This window comes from Aerococcus vaginalis, assembly GCF_053762225.1.
The window spans coordinates 156823-175625 of the sequence record NZ_JBSMYC010000002.1; the positions used below are offsets into that span (position 1 = coordinate 156823).

The 18803-nt window shown below is 48.6% G+C and carries 17 protein-coding genes; 14 read left to right on the top strand and 3 right to left on the bottom strand.

Features of this window, described 5'->3' with window-relative positions:
* Positions 1 to 68 precede the first annotated feature (68 nt).
* The gene (locus tag ACWOEX_RS02975; protein WP_455297853.1) at positions 69 to 1265 is read left to right on the top strand and encodes a MalY/PatB family protein; all 1197 of its coding nucleotides are present in this window, start codon (positions 69 to 71) and stop codon (positions 1263 to 1265) included.
* A 53-nt stretch (positions 1266 to 1318) separates the two neighbouring features.
* Here the strand turns inward: ACWOEX_RS02975 and ACWOEX_RS02980 are convergent, their stop codons facing one another.
* Positions 1319 to 1957 carry a YigZ family protein gene (locus tag ACWOEX_RS02980; RefSeq protein ID WP_455297855.1) on the bottom strand — a complete coding sequence of 213 codons (639 nt, stop codon included), beginning with the start codon at positions 1955 to 1957 and terminating at the stop codon, positions 1319 to 1321.
* A 332-nt stretch (positions 1958 to 2289) separates the two neighbouring features.
* Between ACWOEX_RS02980 and ACWOEX_RS02985 the strand changes: the two genes are divergently transcribed.
* The 4 genes from ACWOEX_RS02985 to hpf all read left to right on the top strand — a co-directional run bounded on the left by ACWOEX_RS02985 (position 2290) and on the right by hpf (position 4666).
* Positions 2290 to 2931 carry a DEAD/DEAH box helicase family protein gene (locus ACWOEX_RS02985; protein WP_455297856.1) on the top strand — a complete coding sequence of 214 codons (642 nt, stop codon included), beginning with the start codon at positions 2290 to 2292 and terminating at the stop codon, positions 2929 to 2931.
* Complete coding sequence (locus ACWOEX_RS02990) at positions 2910 to 3323, top strand: helicase-related protein (RefSeq protein ID WP_455297857.1); 414 nt, start codon at positions 2910 to 2912, stop codon at positions 3321 to 3323. Before ACWOEX_RS02985 ends, ACWOEX_RS02990 begins: the two co-directional genes overlap by 22 nt.
* Positions 3320 to 3991, top strand: coding sequence for a hypothetical protein (locus ACWOEX_RS02995; protein WP_455297859.1), 672 nt, complete (start codon positions 3320 to 3322; stop codon positions 3989 to 3991). Before ACWOEX_RS02990 ends, ACWOEX_RS02995 begins: the two co-directional genes overlap by 4 nt.
* A gap of 123 nt (positions 3992 to 4114) precedes the next feature.
* Positions 4115 to 4666: a ribosome hibernation-promoting factor, HPF/YfiA family gene (gene hpf / locus ACWOEX_RS03000; protein ID WP_455297861.1), complete on the top strand. Its 552-nt coding sequence runs from the start codon at positions 4115 to 4117 to the stop codon at positions 4664 to 4666.
* 115 nt (positions 4667 to 4781) lie between these two features.
* Here the strand turns inward: hpf and ACWOEX_RS03005 are convergent, their stop codons facing one another.
* Positions 4782 to 5432, bottom strand: a complete 651-nt coding sequence (locus ACWOEX_RS03005; protein WP_455297863.1) for a nitroreductase family protein — start codon at positions 5430 to 5432, stop codon at positions 4782 to 4784.
* Positions 5433 to 5643: 211 nt separating this feature from the next.
* Between ACWOEX_RS03005 and secA the strand changes: the two genes are divergently transcribed.
* From secA to pstB, 8 genes are all read left to right on the top strand, one after another.
* Positions 5644 to 8019 (top strand): preprotein translocase subunit SecA, encoded by a 2376-nt coding sequence (gene secA, locus ACWOEX_RS03010; RefSeq protein ID WP_455297865.1) that lies wholly within the window; start codon positions 5644 to 5646, stop codon positions 8017 to 8019.
* 84 nt (positions 8020 to 8103) lie between these two features.
* Positions 8104 to 9226, top strand: a protein-coding gene (prfB, locus tag ACWOEX_RS03015; protein ID WP_455298166.1) for a peptide chain release factor 2 whose coding sequence is annotated in 2 segments (ribosomal slippage) — positions 8104 to 8163 and positions 8165 to 9226 — 1122 coding nt in all. Because the reading frame shifts where the segments join, the coding sequence is not laid out codon by codon here.
* A gap of 12 nt (positions 9227 to 9238) precedes the next feature.
* Positions 9239 to 9979, top strand: a complete 741-nt coding sequence (locus ACWOEX_RS03020) for a response regulator transcription factor (RefSeq protein WP_455297867.1) — start codon at positions 9239 to 9241, stop codon at positions 9977 to 9979.
* Positions 9979 to 11829, top strand: coding sequence for a two-component system histidine kinase PnpS (pnpS, locus tag ACWOEX_RS03025; RefSeq protein WP_455297869.1), 1851 nt, complete (start codon positions 9979 to 9981; stop codon positions 11827 to 11829). The genes ACWOEX_RS03020 and pnpS overlap by 1 nt, the downstream gene beginning before the upstream one ends.
* Positions 11830 to 11986: 157 nt before the next feature.
* Entirely contained in the window at positions 11987 to 12835 is an 849-nt protein-coding gene (locus tag ACWOEX_RS03030; RefSeq protein ID WP_455297870.1) for a substrate-binding domain-containing protein, read from the top strand.
* A 104-nt stretch (positions 12836 to 12939) separates the two neighbouring features.
* Positions 12940 to 13812, top strand: a complete 873-nt coding sequence (gene pstC / locus ACWOEX_RS03035; RefSeq protein ID WP_455297872.1) for a phosphate ABC transporter permease subunit PstC — start codon at positions 12940 to 12942, stop codon at positions 13810 to 13812.
* The gene (pstA, locus tag ACWOEX_RS03040; protein WP_455297874.1) at positions 13809 to 14630 is read left to right on the top strand and encodes a phosphate ABC transporter permease PstA; all 822 of its coding nucleotides are present in this window, start codon (positions 13809 to 13811) and stop codon (positions 14628 to 14630) included. The genes pstC and pstA overlap by 4 nt, the downstream gene beginning before the upstream one ends.
* Entirely contained in the window at positions 14630 to 15424 is a 795-nt protein-coding gene (pstB, locus tag ACWOEX_RS03045) for a phosphate ABC transporter ATP-binding protein PstB (protein ID WP_455297875.1), read from the top strand. The genes pstA and pstB overlap by 1 nt, the downstream gene beginning before the upstream one ends.
* A gap of 65 nt (positions 15425 to 15489) precedes the next feature.
* Here pstB and ACWOEX_RS03050 read toward each other — a convergent pair whose 3' ends face one another.
* Positions 15490 to 15780, bottom strand: coding sequence for a hypothetical protein (locus ACWOEX_RS03050; protein ID WP_455297877.1), 291 nt, complete (start codon positions 15778 to 15780; stop codon positions 15490 to 15492).
* Between the two features lie 193 nt (positions 15781 to 15973).
* On the opposite strand from ACWOEX_RS03050, the gene uvrA reads away from it, so the two are divergent.
* Positions 15974 to 18793: an excinuclease ABC subunit UvrA gene (gene uvrA / locus ACWOEX_RS03055; protein ID WP_455297879.1), complete on the top strand. Its 2820-nt coding sequence runs from the start codon at positions 15974 to 15976 to the stop codon at positions 18791 to 18793.
* Positions 18794 to 18803: the final 10 nt, after the last annotated feature.

Below are 18803 nucleotides of genomic sequence, written 5' to 3' on the forward strand. Positions count from 1 at the left end.
TTGACGCTAGTATGACAGAGGGTATCATTAATAGTGACACTGTAGATCACGTGAAAGGGGTCGTTTATATGACATATTCATTCGACAAAGCGCCGGATCGACAGCACACCGGCAGCAAAAAATGGGAAAAGATGTATGATTTAAAACCAGCCGCTGAGATTCATCCGGGGATCGTGCCGATGTCAACGGCGGATATGGAGTTTGAGAATGCGCCGGAAATTTACGAAGGCATGATTGACTACCTGAAGACCAAACCGGTACTCGGCTACAATGGGCCGACTGCATCGACCGCTGAAGCCACTGTGACCTGGCAGAAAACCCACCACAATATTGATATTTCGCCGGATTGGCTCATGTATACGCACGGCGTTGTCGATGTACTCAACGCGAGCGTCAAAGCCTTCACCGAGCCGGGCGACGGCGTGATGATCTTTAGTTTGGTGTATCATCCGTTCAGAGCGGTGATTGAAAATAATCAGCGTCAAATTGTGAATATCCCATTGATTGATAATGATGGCCATTACGAAATTGATTTTGAGGCGTTCGAACAGGCGGCCAAGCAATCCGAAAATAAACTATTACTATTCTGTAGCCCGCACAATCCGAACGGTCGCGTCTGGCTACCGGAAGAACTCAGACGCCTCGCCGATATTGCGGTCGCCAATGACCTCTACGTCGTTTCTGACGAAATTTGGGGTGACTTTACGCGCGAAGATAAAACCCACACCTCACTCGCAACGTTCGATGAAGCGTTGGATAAACGCCTGGTTGTAGCGACTTCTTCATCGAAGACGTTTAACCTCGCGGGTGCGAAATGTGCGATTAGTATTATTTCCGACAAATCAGTTCACGAGCGTCTCCACGAAGCAGCGATGGCGGATCGCTCGACCAGTGTGAACGGCTTTGGCCCGAAAGCGCTGGAGATTGCGTATACCAAGGGTGAAGCCTGGTACGAAGAAATGCTTGACGTCGTGCATGCGAACCAGCAGTATGTCGCTGATACTTTCGAAAAGGAATTTCCAATCGTCAAGGCGCCGGTCAGCGAAGGAACTTACTGTGCGTGGGTCGATTGTCGCGGCCTCGATGTTGACGATGAAACGCTCAAGGCGTGGTGTATTGAAGCCGATTGTTTCCCATCATTTGGGACAGAATTCGGTGAAACGGGGACCGGCTTTATCCGTTTGAACCTCGCCTGCCCGCGCAGTGCCGTTGAAATTGTGATCCATCAGTTGATTGATGTCTTCAAAGCGCACAAGAATGCTTAATGAAACCAAACGAAAAGCGTTACCTCAAACTTGTGGGGTAACGCTTTTTTGAATTAGTCGATGCTTACCGGAATATCGACATATTTCGGATCGCCGACGTTGAAAGTAACATTGTCGTTCGTAAAGTTGACGAGTTCTGCCTTGAAGTCATCGACATCGTTCACATCGACGCCCAGTGTATAGGTGACATTTTCCATATATTCGGTGTCGATCAGTGGATAGTCGTTCGATTCGATCCAGTGTTCGAGCTGTCCGGTCAGTGGGTATTCGATCGTGACGTCGACCGGGCACTGCACTTCGCGGCTCACGATACCGATGTGGTGGCTCGCTTCGCTGACGGCGTTACTGTATGCGCGGATCAGGCCACCTGCACCGAGTTTTTTACCGCCGAAGTAACGCGTCACGACGGCAACGACATTCTTCAAGTCCATATTCTTCAGCGCCTCGAGCATGGGTACGCCGGCTGTGCCGCTCGGTTCGCCATCATCCGACATGCGCTGTATTTCGTTCTTCTCACCGATCATATAAGCGAACGTGTTGTGCGTCGCCTTGTAGTGTTCGGATTTAATCTCCTGAATAAATTGTTCCGCCATCTCCTCGTCTATCACGCGCGCCATATTACAGATGAAGATGGATTTTTTGATTTCGATTTGGAATTTACCCGTTTCTTTGATTGTGCGATAAGGAATCATCCATTGCGCCTCCTTTGTATCCCATTCATTTTACGAAAAATCGACGAAATTGCCAAAGTCACACGAAAAAGGTGTTTTGCAGGCGTATTTAACAGGTGAGAGGAGGCAAGAAAATGTCTGATGAAACGCTAATTTGGGGACGGCGGGTAACCGAGCGAGAATTGACGCGTGCTGGCGTGGCCGTACCGACAGACTGGCAGGGGGTACCCGCGATTATCGAAACAAAGACTGGCTATCAGTGCCAGCGTTGTGGAAATACGGCGCACTTCTATCCGAATGAGTGTCTATGCGCGTTAGATTGCGTTTACTGCCTCGATTGTCTCGCGTTCGGCGTGCTCAGGCGCTGCGATCAGTTGTACGAATGTCCAGCACCGAGTGTGAATTCATGGGCGCGTTCGAGCAGTTATCTCACGTTTGACGGCGCGCTATCCACTGCCCAGCAGGAAGTCTCCGATACGCTCGTCGCTGCTTTTCAATCGCATCAGGATCATCTCGTTTGGGCGGTCACCGGTGCGGGCAAGACGGAAATGCTGTTTCGAGTGGTCGATACTGCGCTTTGTCAAGGTCAGCGGGTGGCGATTGCGACGCCTAGAATCGATGTCGCCAATGAATTGGTACTGCGGTTTGCGGGCGCTTTTCCAGAGATGGATGCCTTGTTGCTTCACGGAAAATCGGCACAAAGCTACCGTTATACGCCACTCGTCATCTGCTCCACGCATCAGCTCGTGCGCTTTCATCAGGCGTTCGATCTGTTAGTGATCGACGAAACAGACGCCTTTCCGTTCAATGGCGATCCGATGCTGGAACGTGCGGTGCGTACCGCTTTGCGAACAGAAAGCACGCTGGTCTATCTAACAGCGACGCCTGATCGTAAACTGCGACGTCAAGTCAAACAGGGTAAACTGACACAATCACTCGTCCCCGCACGCTACTACAGGCCGAGCGACGCTTTTTGGTCTTTCTGCCGACCGTGAAACGCATGGTACAGTTGGAGAACATCGTACGTAATGTCTTTCCAAATGCGCATTTCAAAGCGGTACATGCGTCAGATGATGAACGTTTAGGCAAGGTGCAGGCGATGCGCGATACTGCTGTACAGTTCCTACTGACTACCACGATCTTGGAGCGTGGGGTAACGTTTGAAGCGATCGACGTGATCGTACTTGGGAGCGAACATCGTGCCTTTACCACGTCGGCATTGGTACAGATCGCAGGGCGTGTCGGACGCAAGGCGTGGGCACCGAATGGCGAGGTGATTTTTATCCATGCGGGACGCACTAAGGCGAGTGTCGATGCGGTCAGAGAAATTCAACGCATGAATCGTCTGGGACGGCTGCGCGGTTTACTCGATGAGGTGACGCCATGAATTGTTTACTCTGCGGCGAAATCATCATCCCTAAAATAACCTTACGTGAGCTTTGTTTCTGGACAGTGCCAATGAACCAGCCGATATGCGAAGAGTGCCTCAAACGCATCACGCCAATCACAGGACTACAATGCCCGCAGTGTGCGAGACCGCAAGAAACGGTCACATTATGTTCAGACTGCGAACAGTGGCGGACTCGGTACGATTGGCAGATCGCCCATCACGCCTTCTATCACTATCAGTCCGGCTATCGCGAGTGGTTACTCCTATTGAAAGGACAACGCGAACAGCGGCTAGCGGGTCTATTCAAAAAAGAACTCCTCAACATCAAAAGGCAATACCCCCATCACGTCTGGGTGCCGTTGCCTTCGCAGGAAGCGCGTGCCAAACAGCGCGGTTTTCATCAGACGAGTGTGATTTTGAAGGCATCAGGTATTCCATATCAGGAGTTCTTGGTCGATACCACCTCGAAGAAAATGGCGGGAAGCAGTCGCTCAACACGTCTCCAGCAATTAAATAAGTTTCAGTTAAGAAATACGGATTCGTTTCCCAAACAGATCATTTTGTTCGATGATGTCTATACCACCGGAGCGACACTGTATAGCGCCTATCATGTCCTTGAAAACGCCGGGGTGACGAATATTCGTAGCGCAACGCTTGCTAGGTAATTCACATTATAAAAAAAGAAAACGCTTGCTAAATGTTGGAATTTTCGATACAATACAGGTGTAGAAGAGATAGAAGCCAGAAAGCTTCTCCCCGGTAGCTACGGGGCAGAAAGGATGAATAGTATGTTTAAGTACAATATTCGCGGTGAGAACATTGAGATCACACCAGCTATTAGACAGTATGCTGAAGACAAGATCAGCAAAATCGAACAGTACTTCCACAATGACGAAGAAACGACCGTTTACGTGAACGCTAAAGTTTACCGTAACGGTGACGCAAAAGCGGAAGTAACGATCCTACTGCCACGTTTGACGCTTCGCGCTGAAGAAACGTCTCAAGATCTCTACGGTAGTATCGACCTCGTTGTTGATAAATTGAAACGTCAGGTCGGTAAATACAAAACGAAAGTTAACCGTAAATCCCGTGAAAAAGGCTTCCCAGAATTGATCGGTGCCGTTGACGTGCCGGTTGAAGAGGAAACTGAAGAAGACTTCACGATTGCGCGTCGTAAAGTTGTCGGCGCTAAACCAATGTCTCCAGAAGAAGCCATCTTGCAGATGGAAATGTTGGGACACAGCTTCTTCGTCTTCCGTGACGCTGAAACGGACAAGATCGAAATCGTCTACGAACGTAAAGCCGGTCAGTACGGTTTGATCGATATCGACGAACAATAATTCACACTGAAACGCTATTAACCATCGCGGACGCCTGAGTTTGGGCGTCCGCTTTTTGCATGCAAACAAAAAACGGCTTCGCGTTGAAGTCGTCCGCTTGTTAACTGCTGAGGGATTACAAGAATTTCGTGACGCGATCCACCGAGTAGCGATTGCTGTGGTCGGATTCCTGATCGGCTTTTGACATGTCCTGTTTACCAAATGTCACCGCACAGAATGGAATGTAGCGTTCTTCATCTTCGTCGAGCGCAGCGACCACTTTGTCCATGTCGTAACCGTACCAGGCAATCGATTCATAGCCGTGGTTACGGATGTTCAACAGTATGGACATCATGAGGAGTGACGCACCGGTAACGGCAGTCATATCACGCAGTTCCTGGGTACCGTTGTCGTAGAACGGCAAGAGCGGTAAGCCCATCAGACGGTTATATTCGGCCTGATCGATTTCGCCGTTTTCCAAGCGTTCAGCGTGAAATTCGCGGAAGACGTTGTGCGCTTCGGGATCCGCAAAGAGGAAGAGCGTTACCGGCGCTTCTTCGAAGAAACCTTTGTTAGGTATCCAAACGAATTCTTCAACTTTCGCGCGTCCTTCTGGTGTCTGCAATGCGATGATGCGCCACGGTTGCAAGTTAAACGCGGAGGGAGCGTTGGTTGATTCTTCGATGATTTCTCGAACTTCCTCTTCAGAAATCTTTACTTCAGGGTCGAAGTGGTGGATCGTACGGCGGTTTTGAAAAATTTCAGTAAATGAGTGTGACTCAGACATACAAAGCTTCCTTTCATGTGCATTTTTTCACTTTTACGTGAATATTTTACGGATTGTATGCACACCTGTCAAAAGAAACGGGCTACTGGTAATAGACCCATCAACGGTTTGTATGTATAATAAATACTGAGTTAGTGGATACTTTTGACTAACAGCGATTATTGAGAATAATCAACGAAAAAAGATAAAGATATGAGATGAGGAGATTGTTATGGCAAACGCTTTAAAGAAAATATTTGATAACGATAAAGCCGATTTGCGCCGTTTTGATCGTCAAGCGAAGAAAGTCGAAGAACTGGCGGATAAATATGCTGGCTACACCGATGAACAGCTGAGAGATCAGACTGAGGCATTTAAGGAGCGACTGGCATACGGTGAAACGTTGGAGGATATTATCTACGAAGCTTTTGCGACCGTTCGTGAAGCCGCACGCCGTGTTTTGGGACTTTTTCCTTTCCACGTGCAGATCATGGGTGGTTTCGCACTCCACTATGGTAACATCGCCGAAATGAAAACTGGTGAAGGTAAGACATTGACGGAAACGATGCCGATCTACACCAACGCTCTCGAAGGTAAAGGCGCACACGTGGTGACCGTCAACGAATACTTGGCAAAGCGTGACTCCGAAGACATGGGGGAAGTGTACCGCTTCTTGGGATTGACGGTCGGTTTGAACACGAACGACATGTCCGCCGAAGAAAAACGTGCCGCTTATAATTGCGACATCACCTACTCCACCAACAACGAGCTAGGGTTCGACTACTTGCGCGACAACATGGTCGTTTATAAGGAACAGATGGTACAGCGTGAACTGCATTACGCGGTTGTCGATGAGGTCGACTCTATCCTAATTGATGAAGCGCGTACGCCATTGATCATTTCCGGACAGGCCGAACAGTCAACCGAACTCTACACGCAGACCGATCGTTTCGTGAAGAAATTGGTTGAGGGTGACGACTACACGATCGACGCACCATCCAAAACGATCAGCTTGACCGAAGAAGGGGTCGACAAAGCGGAAGACGCCTTCCATTTGGAAAACCTCTACGACGTCAACAACGGTGCGCTGATCCACCATTTGGATACCGCCTTGCGTGCCAACTACATCATGCTTCGCGATATCGACTACGTGGTTCAAGATGACGAAGTGAAGATCGTTGATGGCTTTACCGGACGTATTATGGATGGACGTCGTTATTCTGACGGTCTCCACCAAGGGATCGAAGCTAAGGAAGGTGTGCCGATTCAAAACGAATCGAAGACTATGGCGACGATCACATTCCAGAACTTCTTCCGTATGTATGACAAATTGGCGGGGATGACGGGTACCGCGAAAACGGAAGAAACCGAATTCCGTGAGATTTACGACATGGACGTGATTCAGGTGCCGACTAACCGTCCCGTACAGCGTGAGGACGCGTCGGATGTTATCTACCCGAACTTGAAATCCAAATTTAACGCGGTCGCTAAAGAGATCGAAGAGCGCCACAGTAAAGGTCAGCCGGTCTTGGTCGGTACAGTGGCAGTTGAAACGTCTGAGTATCTTTCAGAATTATTAACGAAGAAAGGTATCGCCCACAACGTTTTGAATGCAAAGAATAACGCGAAAGAAGCCGAAATTATCGCGCAGGCGGGACAGCCAGGTGCGGTAACGATCGCCACCAACATGGCTGGACGTGGGACCGACATCAAGCTCGGTATGGGCGTCAAAGAAATGGGCGGACTCGCCGTACTCGGTACCGAACGTCACGAATCTCGCCGTATCGATGACCAGTTGCGCGGACGTTCCGGCCGTCAGGGAGATAACGGCTACAGTCGTTTCTACTTGAGTTTGGAAGACGACTTGATGAAACGTTTCGGTTCCGACCGTGTGAAAGCACTCTGGGAACGCCTCGACGATGGTGAGGGTGACGACTTAGCGATCGAAAGTAAGATGTTGACGCGCCAGGTCGAAGCTGCACAGAAACGTGTTGAAGGGAACAACTACGATACGCGTAAAAACGTGTTGGAATACGACGAAGTCATGCGTGAACAGCGTGAGATCATCTATGCACAGCGCCAACAGATCATCAACGAGGAAGATTCACTCGACCAGATTATGTGGGGGATGATTTCACGTACCATTTCACGTATCGTCGATGCCTACACCGTCCGCGAGCGCAAGGAATGGAACTTGGAAGGATTGTATCAGGAAGTTATCAACGTTCTCTTGAAACCGGACACGATTTCCGAAGACGATCTCAAAGACAAGACAAACGCGCAGTTGAAACACGTGATCGAAGAAAAAGCGCGCGAACGCTTTGAAGAGAAGGTCGACGGCATCAACAACGCCCGTCTCTCGCTCGAATTTGAAAAAGTTGTCATCCTTCGTGCGGTCGATGCGCGTTGGACAGATCACATCGACTCAATGGATCAGTTGCGTCAAGGGATCGGCCTGCGTGCCTACGCGCAGAATAACCCGCTCGTTGAATACCAAACGGAAGGTTACGACCGTTTCAACGCGATGATCGGCGGGATCGAATATGATGCGACCCGCATCTTTATGAATTCTGAAATCCGTCAAAACTTACAACGTCAGGCGGTATAATCAATCAGGAACAGGCATACTTGAAAGCCAATAGGTCGGCTTTTTAAGTGTGTCTTTTCGTATAGCAATAGGAGGCAAAGTATGATGGAATTAGGCGAAATTCGTCACAGTTTAGATGACAAGAAACAGGCAATCGACACGCTAAGGGGGTCTCTTTGACTTAGAAGAGCTCGAAACCACGATTGCAGAAAATGAAGGGAAGATGGCAGATCCCTCGTTCTGGGACGATAATGAACAGGCACGCTCGGTGATCGATGAGACCAACGCTGCCAAGGAAAAATACGAAACGTTCCACGCCTTAACCGCGAAATGGGAAGATTTAGAAGCGATGTTGGAACTGATTCAGGAGGATCCAGAAGAGAATGGCCTTTTCATGGAAGAATTAGAGCGTGATCTCGAAGCCTTCAATCAAGACATTGCGAATTACGAACGCAATCTGTTGCTTTCCGGCCCACACGATAAAGCAACGGCGCTGGTAGAAATCCACGCTGGGGCTGGTGGAACTGAAGCGCAGGATTGGGCAGAAATGCTTTTGCGCATGTATGAACGTTGGAGCGAACAGCACGGCTTCAAAGTCACTGTTTTGGATTATCAAGCGGGCGATGAAGCGGGTGTGAAGAGTGTCTCCTTAGAAATCAAAGGCCAGCATGCGTACGGCTTACTGAAATCAGAGCACGGTATTCACCGTCTCGTCCGTATCTCGCCATTCGACAGCAATAACCGCCGACACACCTCATTCGCGTCGGTCGAAGTGTTGCCTGAAGTCGATCAGCAGACGGAAATTGATATTAACCCGGACGACATTACGATGTCCGTCTTTCGTTCGAGCGGTGCGGGTGGTCAGCACATTAACAAGACCAGTTCGGCCGTGCGTTTAGTGCACGAACCGACCGGCATCGTCGTCTCCTCGCAGAGTCAACGTTCACAATTCCAGAACCGCGAAACGGCGATGAAGATGTTGCAGGCGAAATTGGCACGCCTACTCGAAGAAAAGAACGCCAAAGAAATCGACGAACTGCGCGGTGAAAAAGCTGAAATCGCGTGGGGTTCGCAGATTCGTTCCTATGTCTTCCATCCGTATCAGATGGTCAAAGATCACCGCACCAACTACGAAACCGGTGATACCGACGCCGTGATGGATGGTGACTTAGACAACTTTATGGACAGTTATTTGAAGTGGTTACTCGGACAGGATGACGCTGAATAGGGGAGAATCACCGTGAAAAAAGTACTCGTCGTTGATGATGAACAGTCGATTGTTAAATTACTCGAATTTAATCTGAACAAAGAAGGCTTCGCTGTTGAAACCGCCATGGACGGACTCACCGCTTACGAGATGACGAAGACAGACGCCTACGACATGATTATTTTGGATCTGATGTTGCCGGAGATGGACGGGATGGAAGTTTGCCGACGTTTGCGCATGGAACAGGTCGAAACACCGATCCTCATGCTGACGGCGAAAGATGCCGAAATCGAAAAAATTCTCGGACTTGAACTCGGTGCTGATGACTATATGACGAAACCGTTCAGCCCACGCGAAGTTGTCGCACGCATTCGGGCGATTTTACGCCGCGCCAAAGCGACGCACGGTTCCGAAAGTAAAGCCGTGAGCGATGATTCGCTCGTGGTCAGTCCGATTCATAAACGGAAACGTTATATTGAAGCTGGACCGATTGCGATCGATACCGAGACGTTTACCGTCAAAGTCAACGGTAAGTCGATTGAAATGACACCGAAAGAATACGAGCTATTGAAATATATGGTGGGACATAAGAATCGTACCGTGGCACGCGATCGCCTACTGCAGCAGATTTGGTCGTTCGATTATCGCGGGGGCACGCGCATTGTTGACGTGCACATCAGTCACCTGCGCGAAAAAATCGAAGAAGATCCAAAAAATCCTGATTATATCAAGACGGTACGCGGCTTCGGCTATCGCTTTGAGGTTCCAGAATAATGAAGAAGTTAATGATCAAGGTCGCGACCGCCTTCGCGCTCCTTTTTGTGATCTTCACTTTGCTGTTCACCTACACTGTGACCTCGCTCTCCGAAAATGCCCTAAAGCAGGAGACGCGCGATGGGCTCGAACTGATGGTGAATAATGTCCATGATGTCCTTCAGGATGTGAGTGGCGACGATATCATCAATAATCAACGCAGCTGGGTCGACGCGCAACAAAATTTGCGTGAAGCATTGAACCCTGCCGATCGCGTCAGTATTTTCGATGTGAACGGGCGTGAAATTTTTTCGTACGGGAATGGCGCGTTAGCAACGACATTGATGGAGGGAATCGATGGGACAATGCCGCGTCAAGTCCACTATCAATTTCGCCCGGAAGCACTGAATGGTACGGACGGTTATCAGTTCAAGGGACCGCTCTACAACAAGGATCAAAATATTACCGGTTATTTGACGATTGTCAGTGAAATGCGACGTTCGGTGCCATCGTCCGATCATTTGATCGGTCTCTCATTTGTCGGTTCTATCGCCGTTTCGCTCGGCATCATTATTATCAGTCTCTGGTTCTTCGATCGCATCCGTCGCTCGGTAAATGCGACGACCGCGTTATTGAACAACGTATCATCCAGCGGGGACCAACAGCCATATCAGAAACAGGGGATCGAGGAAATCGACGAAATCGGTTTTGCGATCAACGATATGATGTCGCGCCTCAACCATCAGACCATCAGACTCAACAGTCAGAAGAAACGGATGAGTTTGTTGTTGGATCATCTGGTTGTCGGCGTCGTGCTGATTGATGAAGAGGGCGTTATCCGTATCGCCAACGATGCCCTGATGCATATCCTCGATCTCGATGAGAGTGTCGAAGGTCAGTGCTACGCGGATGTATTGCCGGGTTACCGCCTCACCCAGATGATTGCATTGAGTCTGCAGGAAAAACAGGCGATCAGCGACGAAATCTACTATTACTATCCAAAAGAAGTCATTTTAGATGTGAATGTCGTCTTCGTCGATCCGAATGATACGCCGGATGCCGCGTCGGATCAGATTATTGTTTTGCTCTATGACATTACCGAAATCCGTCAGCTCGAAAAGGTACGCTCCGACTTCATTGCGAACGCATCGCACGAGTTGAAGACACCGATCACTGCTATCAAGGGGTTTGCGGAAACGTTACTGAACGGTGCGCTGGAAGATACCGAGACAGCCGAGGAATTTGTCGGCATCATCGATAAGGAAAGTCTGCGTATCGAGTCTTTGATCAGCGATATTCTCGACCTCTCGAAGATTGAACAGCATCAGATTACCCATGACTACACGCCGATCAATATGGCAAAGCTCTTGGAAAACACCGAAGAACAGCTCGTTTCCATGGCTGAGAAGCATGACATTACGCTCTCGACTGCCATCTCGGATCCGACACTCGAATTTATCGGTGAGGCGGGACGTCTCAACCAAATTTTGACGAATCTGGGTACGAATGCGATCAAATACAATCATCCGGGCGGTCATGTGCAGTTAACTGGTGGCATCACGGAGGATCAGCAGTACGTCGTCTTCACCGTCTCGGATGATGGTGACGGCATTCCAGAAGAGGATCTTCCGCGTATTTTTGAGCGCTTCTACCGCGTCGACAAAAACCGTTCGACCGCAACAGGCGGTACGGGACTCGGTTTATCTATCGTTCGCAACCTCATTGAAACGATGGGCGGAACGATCGACGTCACGAGCCAACTCGGTGAAGGATCGACGTTCAAAGTCTACCTGCCAAGACAAAATCCGGCCTTTGTGGACAGCGAATTCGCAGATGATATGGCTGAACTCGATGACGATTACGAAGTTTAAATCAAATCTTTACAAAAAATTTACAAAACTCACGAAAATTAATTTATAAATTTACATTAAATTTACATTCGCCTGATAAAATAACTAATGAGTTCACGCGAAAGAGCGGAACGGTGTAATATTGTGAGTTATTTTATGGAAGGATGGCTATTATACGATGAAGAAGTTTACCAAAATGTTTATGGCGTTGGGTGTCAGTGCCGTACTCGCTGCATGTGGTAACGGTTCTAGCAGCATGATTAATGTGATTACACGTGAAGAAGGTTCTGGTACGCGTGATGCCTTTACCGAAATTACGGGTGTAGCTGATGGTGACGAAGATTATACTGTACAGACAGCTGACGTTCAAAATGGTACTGACCAGGTATTGTCAAACGTTGCTAGCAACCCAGCAGCAATTGGTTATATTTCTTTAGGTTCTCTCAACGATACCGTGAAGGCTGTTAAGATTGATGACGTCGAAGCGACTGAAGAAAATGTGTCAAACGGTGATTACCCAGTACAACGTCCGTTCAATGTGGTGACGAAGAAGGACGGCGAACTTTCTGATGTCGCACAGGACTTCATGGACTTCATTCTATCCAAACAGGGGCAAGAAATCGTCTTAGACCACGATTACGTACCTTTGGATACAGATACGGATTATGAAGCAAGTGGCCAAACAGGTACCATTAAAGTATCCGGTTCTACGTCAGTTGGCCCATTGATGGAATCTTTGGCTGAAGAATACAAGAAATTAAATTCTGGTGTTGAAATCGAAATTACACAGAACGGATCCAGTGCGGGGGTTGAGGCAGCAGGTAACGGCAGCTCCGATCTCGGTATGGCTTCTCGTGAATTGAAAGCTGAAGAAACAGACGTTGAGTCCACCGTTATTGCCAAAGACGGTATCGCAGTCATCGTTAATAAAGAAAACACAGTGGATAATTTAACATTGGATGATTTGAAGGCGATCTTCACTGGTGAATCAGTAGACTGGACCGAATTCCAATCAGATGCCCAATAGTTAAGTTTTTTCTGATAAAATAGCTACTGTAAATCAATATGTTATAGTGGCTATTTTTATTTATAAACGTCAATTAGATGATGTGCACTATTGAGGAGAGTTTTATGGAGAAGAATAAGCTCGAAGTCATTATGAAGTGGGTGTTTTTCGCCTGTGCCATGATTTCGATTTTAGCGCTACTTTCAATTTGTTACTTTATCTTTGCAAATGCTGTGCCGTTCCTATCTAAATATGGGATTGGTGATTTCCTAAGTGGTTCACTGTGGAAGCCTCGAAAAGAAATCTTTGGTATCGCACCGATGTTAGTGGGTTCACTCTGCGTGACCTTGCTTGCCATGGCGATTGCAATTCCAGCTGGTGTATTTACCGCCGTATATATGGCGTATTACTGCCCACCGAAGTTACACCGATTCTTGAAGCCAGCCGTTAACTTGATGGCCGGGATTCCATCGATCGTTTACGGTTACTTTGGATTACTCGTATTAGTACCAGCTATTCGTAGCTTTGCACATTCGATCGGTATACCAAGCTCAGGATTGAGTATCTTTACGGCGGGATTGGTGTTATCCATTATGGTTATTCCAACGATTATTACGACCTCAGAGTCCTCCCTCCGTGCCGTGCCGCGTTCCTATTACGAAGCATCAATCGGACTCGGCGCCACACATGATCGTACGTCTTACTTGATTATGGTTCCGGCTGCTAAATCCGGGATTATCGCATCGATCATTTTAGGACTCGGACGTGCCGTTGGGGAAACGATGGCCGTGATCATGGTTGCTGGTAACCAACCGATTTTCCCACGTGGATTATTCCAAGGGACGCGTACGATGACCACAAACATTATGTTGGAAATGGCATACGCTTCTGGGACACACCGTGACGCTTTGATTGCGACTGGTGCGGTATTGTTCGTGATCGTCTTGCTGATCAATGCAGCATTGGCTTACGTGAATAGAGGGAGGAAAACCGCATGATGAATAAAGTCTTAAAAGGATTAACCTACTTCTTCGCAGCGTTTACATTCGCGTGGTTGATCTTTATTATTGCGTATGTGGTGATCAAAGGGGTACCTTACCTCTCTATGGATCTGTTCGCTTGGACCTACACGACAGACAACGTGTCCATGATGCCTGCGTTAATCTCGACCTTGTTCCTCGTGCTCGGTGCTTTGGTCATCGCTGTACCGCTCGGTGTTTTCGCCGGGTTCTACCTCGTCGAATACGCGCAAAAAGATAGTTTCTGGGTCTCCGCTATCCGTATCGCTGCCGATACGTTGTCCGGGGTACCATCGATTGTTTATGGTTTGTTTGGTATGTTGGCATTCGTTATCGCAGCCAACTTCCAATATTCGATGATCGCCGGGATTTTGACGATGGTCATCATGGTGTTGCCACTGATTATCCGTAATACCGAAGAAGGGTTGATGTCCGTTAACGACTCACTCCGCAATGCCAGCTTCGGACTCGGTGCTGGTAAATTGCGTACCATCTTCAAGATCGTTTTGCCAGTTGCGATGCCAGGGATTCTCTCCGGTATCATCTTGGCAGTCGGACGTATCGTCGGTGAAACGGCCGCATTGATGTACACCTTGGGAACATCAACCGGTATGCCAACCAGCCTCTTCGATTCAGGTCGTACCTTAGCCCTTCATATGTACGTCCTTTCCGGTGAAGGTTTCCACCGTGACCAGGCAATGGCGACCGGGGTTGTGTTATTATTAATGGTGCTTGTCATCAATGGTTTATCCACATGGCTATCTAACCGTTTGAGTGCAAAAGGAGGACAACGGTAATGGCAGAGCAAAACTTAAGAACAAAATTCGCAGTAAAGGATATGGATCTTTACTACGGAAAATTTAAAGCTTTAGAAGAAATTAACGTCGACTTCTACGAAAACAACGTGACCGCATTGATCGGTCCATCCGGTTCAGGTAAATCAACGTTATTGAAATCGTTGAACCGTATGAACGACTTAGTGTCAGGCTGCCGCATTGAAGGTCGCGTTGAACTCGAAGGTAAAAACATCTTTGACAAAGACGTTAACGTCAATGATTTACGTCGTGACGTCGGGATGGTATTCCAGCAGGCAAACCCATTCCCAATGAGCATCTACGATAACGTCGCGTACGGCCCACGTACACACGGCATCAAGGATAAGACTAAACTCGACGAACTCGTTGAGGAATCATTGAAAGGTGCAGCAATCTGGAACGAAGTGAAGGACGACCTCAACAAGAGCGCCATGGCGGTTTCTGGTGGTCAGCAACAACGTATCTGTATCGCCCGTGCCTTAGCGGTTAAACCGGATGTCCTCTTGATGGACGAATCTACTTCCGCATTGGACCCAATCTCCACCTTGAAGGTTGAAGACTTGATCCACGAATTGAAGAAAGACTACACGATCATCATCGTGACCCACAACATGCAGCAGGCAGCACGTGTGGCAGATTACACCGCCTTCCTTTACGCCGATCCAGAACTCGGTGGCGGCCACTCCCGCTTGATCGAGTACGGCGAAACGGAACAGATCTTCAACAATCCAAAAGAAGAACAAACTGCCGACTACGTTTCTGGACGTTTCGGTTAATCATCATAACAGCTATCCAAACACAAAACGAGCACCCAGTTGTCGGATGCTCGTTTTTTATATATTTATACGTTCAACGTCCAACCCCAATTACCGAGTTGGTTCATGTCTTTAATCTGCGACCAGTACTCGCGCTCTTCAGGCGTCCATTCCAGTTGTTCGGAGGATTTGACAACCGGCAGTTGATTGATCAAGTATTGCCAGCGCGCTGGGAAAGCTGTCCCTTCAACCGTTTGCAGTTCACGCAATCGTTCGGATAGAAAACGGGTGGTTTCGGAATCGGGGTGGTTGGTTTCTACCGTCTGCGTGAAAGCTTGTAAGGTGTTTAAGTAATCATCGTGTCCGTATGTTGCCATAGCTATCGTCCTTTCTGGTTTGGAGGAACTCATTATATTATAAACCGTTTTCTTAATCTGTGGACCACTGTTCCTCAAATAACATGAAAGTGTGCATGAATGCGAGTCACAGTCAAAAAGAGAACGTTTGTTTGCTTTTTAGTGATGAAGTGCTATAGAATAATAAGGATCAACAGAGAGAAAAGAGGGTACTATGAGGGAAGAAATCATCGTTCGTGGGGCGCGTTCCCACAACTTACAAGACATTGATGTGACCATTCCGCGTAACGAGATGGTCGTCATTACGGGACTCTCCGGTTCCGGCAAGAGTTCGCTCGCCTTCGATACGCTCTATGCGGAGGGACAGCGTCGGTATGTGGAGAGTCTATCGGCGTTCGCGCGCCAGTTCCTCGGTAATATTAAGAAATCAGACGTCGATAGTATCGATGGTTTGAGTCCAGCGATTGCGATTGATCAGAAAACCACCAACCGCAACCCGCGTTCGACGGTTGGAACGATCACAGAGGTGAACGACTATTTGCGTCTATTATTCGCGCGTGTCGGGCATCCGATTTGTCCAAATGATGGTCGTCCGATCGAAAGTCAGTCGCTCGATCAGATGTTGGATCGTTTGTTGGCCTTAGAGGAACGCACCAAATTACAAGTTCAAGCACCGATCGTGCGTGGCAAGAAAGGGCAGCACAAACGTCTGCTTGCGGATATTCAAAAACAAGGCTACGTGCGTGTTCAGATCGATGGGAAAATGTACGACATCGACGATTTGCCGGAACTTGAAAAGAATAAGAAGCACGACATCGATGTGATCGTTGACCGTGTCGTGATCAAGGACGGCATTCGGTCCCGTTTGGCGGATTCTCTGGAGAGTGCACTCCGTTTAACGGACGGCTATGCGGTCGGAAAGATTATCGGTGGCGAGGAGATTTTATTCTCTGAGCACTATTCCTGTCCGCTCTGTGGGTTCACAGTCGGTGAAATCGAACCGCGTCTCTTCTCATTCAATGCGCCATACGGTCGTTGTCCGGAATGCGACGGGTTAGGCTTTAATATGGCGGTAGATATTGAACGTGTCATTCCAGATACGTCATTGTCGATTGAGGATGGCGTGATCGTTCCGTGGCAGTCCAAAACGAGTATGTACTACCCAACGCTTTTGAAGCAGGCAGCTGAAGCGTTCGATATCCCGACCGATGTGCCATTTGAAGAACTCGATAAGGATCAGCAGGATCTCATCCTAAACGGTAGTGGCGACCAGAAGTTCCACTTCCACTATCAGAACGAATTCGGTAATGTGCAGGATAAGGATCAAGTCTTCGAAGGGGTATTGCCGAACGTCCATCGTCGCTACATGAATTCATCCAGTAATTTGATCAGAGAAACGATGGGGCAGTACATGGCGGAGTTACCGTGTCCGGTATGTCATGGGAAACGCCTCAACCGTCAGGCACTCGCGGTCAAGATCGAAGGCAATGACATTGCGGAAGTTACTAATATGTCGATTGCGCACGCGTTGACGTTCCTCACGAATATCGACTTGAGCGGTGAAGATCAGACGATTGCGGTGCCAATTATGGAAGAACTCGAAGCGCGCCTCCATTTCTTGGTTGAAGTCGGTCTCGATTACTTAACATTGGAACGTTCTGCCGGTACGCTATCCGGTGGGGAAGCGCAGCGTATTCGCTTAGCGACGCAGATCGGTTCGAACTTATCCGGTGTCATGTACGTGTTGGATGAACCGTCGATCGGTCTCCATCAGCGCGATAATGATCGTCTGATTCGTTCGCTCCAACGCATGCGCGATCTCGGCAATACCGTCATCGTGGTTGAACACGACGAAGACACGATGCGTGCCGCCGATTACTTGATCGATATGGGCCCAGGCGCTGGTGATCACGGTGGTCAAGTTGTCGCAGTCGGTACACCAGAAGAAGTCGCTGAGAATGAAGAATCGCTGACGGGACAATATTTGAACGGAACACGGACGATTGCGGTGCCCGCCGAACGTCGCCACAGTGATAAAGGCGATATCCATGTCAAAGGTGCTCAGGCAAATAACTTGAAACAACTCGACGTCGACGTGCCCCTCGGTGAATTTGTAGTGGTTACCGGTGTGTCCGGTTCAGGAAAGAGTTCCTTGGTCAATGAAGTATTAAAGAAGAAACTCCTGCGCGATTTGAACCGCACCCAGGTAGTGCCAGGCAAGGCAGACAGTATCACCGGATACGAAGATCTCGATAAAGTGATCGATATTGACCAGAGTCCGATCGGTCGTACGCCACGCAGTAATCCAGCGACTTACACGGGCGTTTTCGATGATATTCGTGAACTCTTTGCGCAGACGAACGATGCGAAGCTCCGCGGTTATCAAAAAGGACGCTTCAGTTTCAATACGAAAGGCGGACGCTGCGAGAACTGTAAAGGTGACGGTATCATCAAGGTGGAGATGAACTTCCTCCCAGATGTTTACGTCCCATGTGAAGTGTGTCACGGGGCGCGTTACAACGCAGAAACTTTGGAAGTGAAATACAAAGGCAAGACGATCGCGGATGTTTTGGATATGCGTGTGGAAGAAGCGCGCGAATTCTTCAGTTCGATTCCAAAAATCACGCGTAAACTGCAGGCGATCCTCGATGTCGGTCTCGGCTACATTACGCTCGGTCAACCCGCACCGACACTATCCGGTGGGGAAGCACAGCGTATGAAACTGGCAAGTGAACTGCAGCGTGTGGCAACAGGCAATACGCTGTACATTTTGGATGAACCGACAACCGGTTTACATTCTGAAGATATTCGCCGCTTGCTGGATGTGTTGCAACGTTTAGTCGATGATGGCAACTCTGTCATCGTGATCGAACATAACCTCGACGTCATCAAGAGTGCGGACTACTTGATCGACCTCGGTCCAGAAGGCGGTGACGGCGGTGGTACCGTTGTTGCGACTGGGACACCGGAGGAAGTCGCTGAAGTCGATGGCAGCTATACCGGTAAATATTTGAAGAAGATTTTAGCTAAATAACCACGAACCC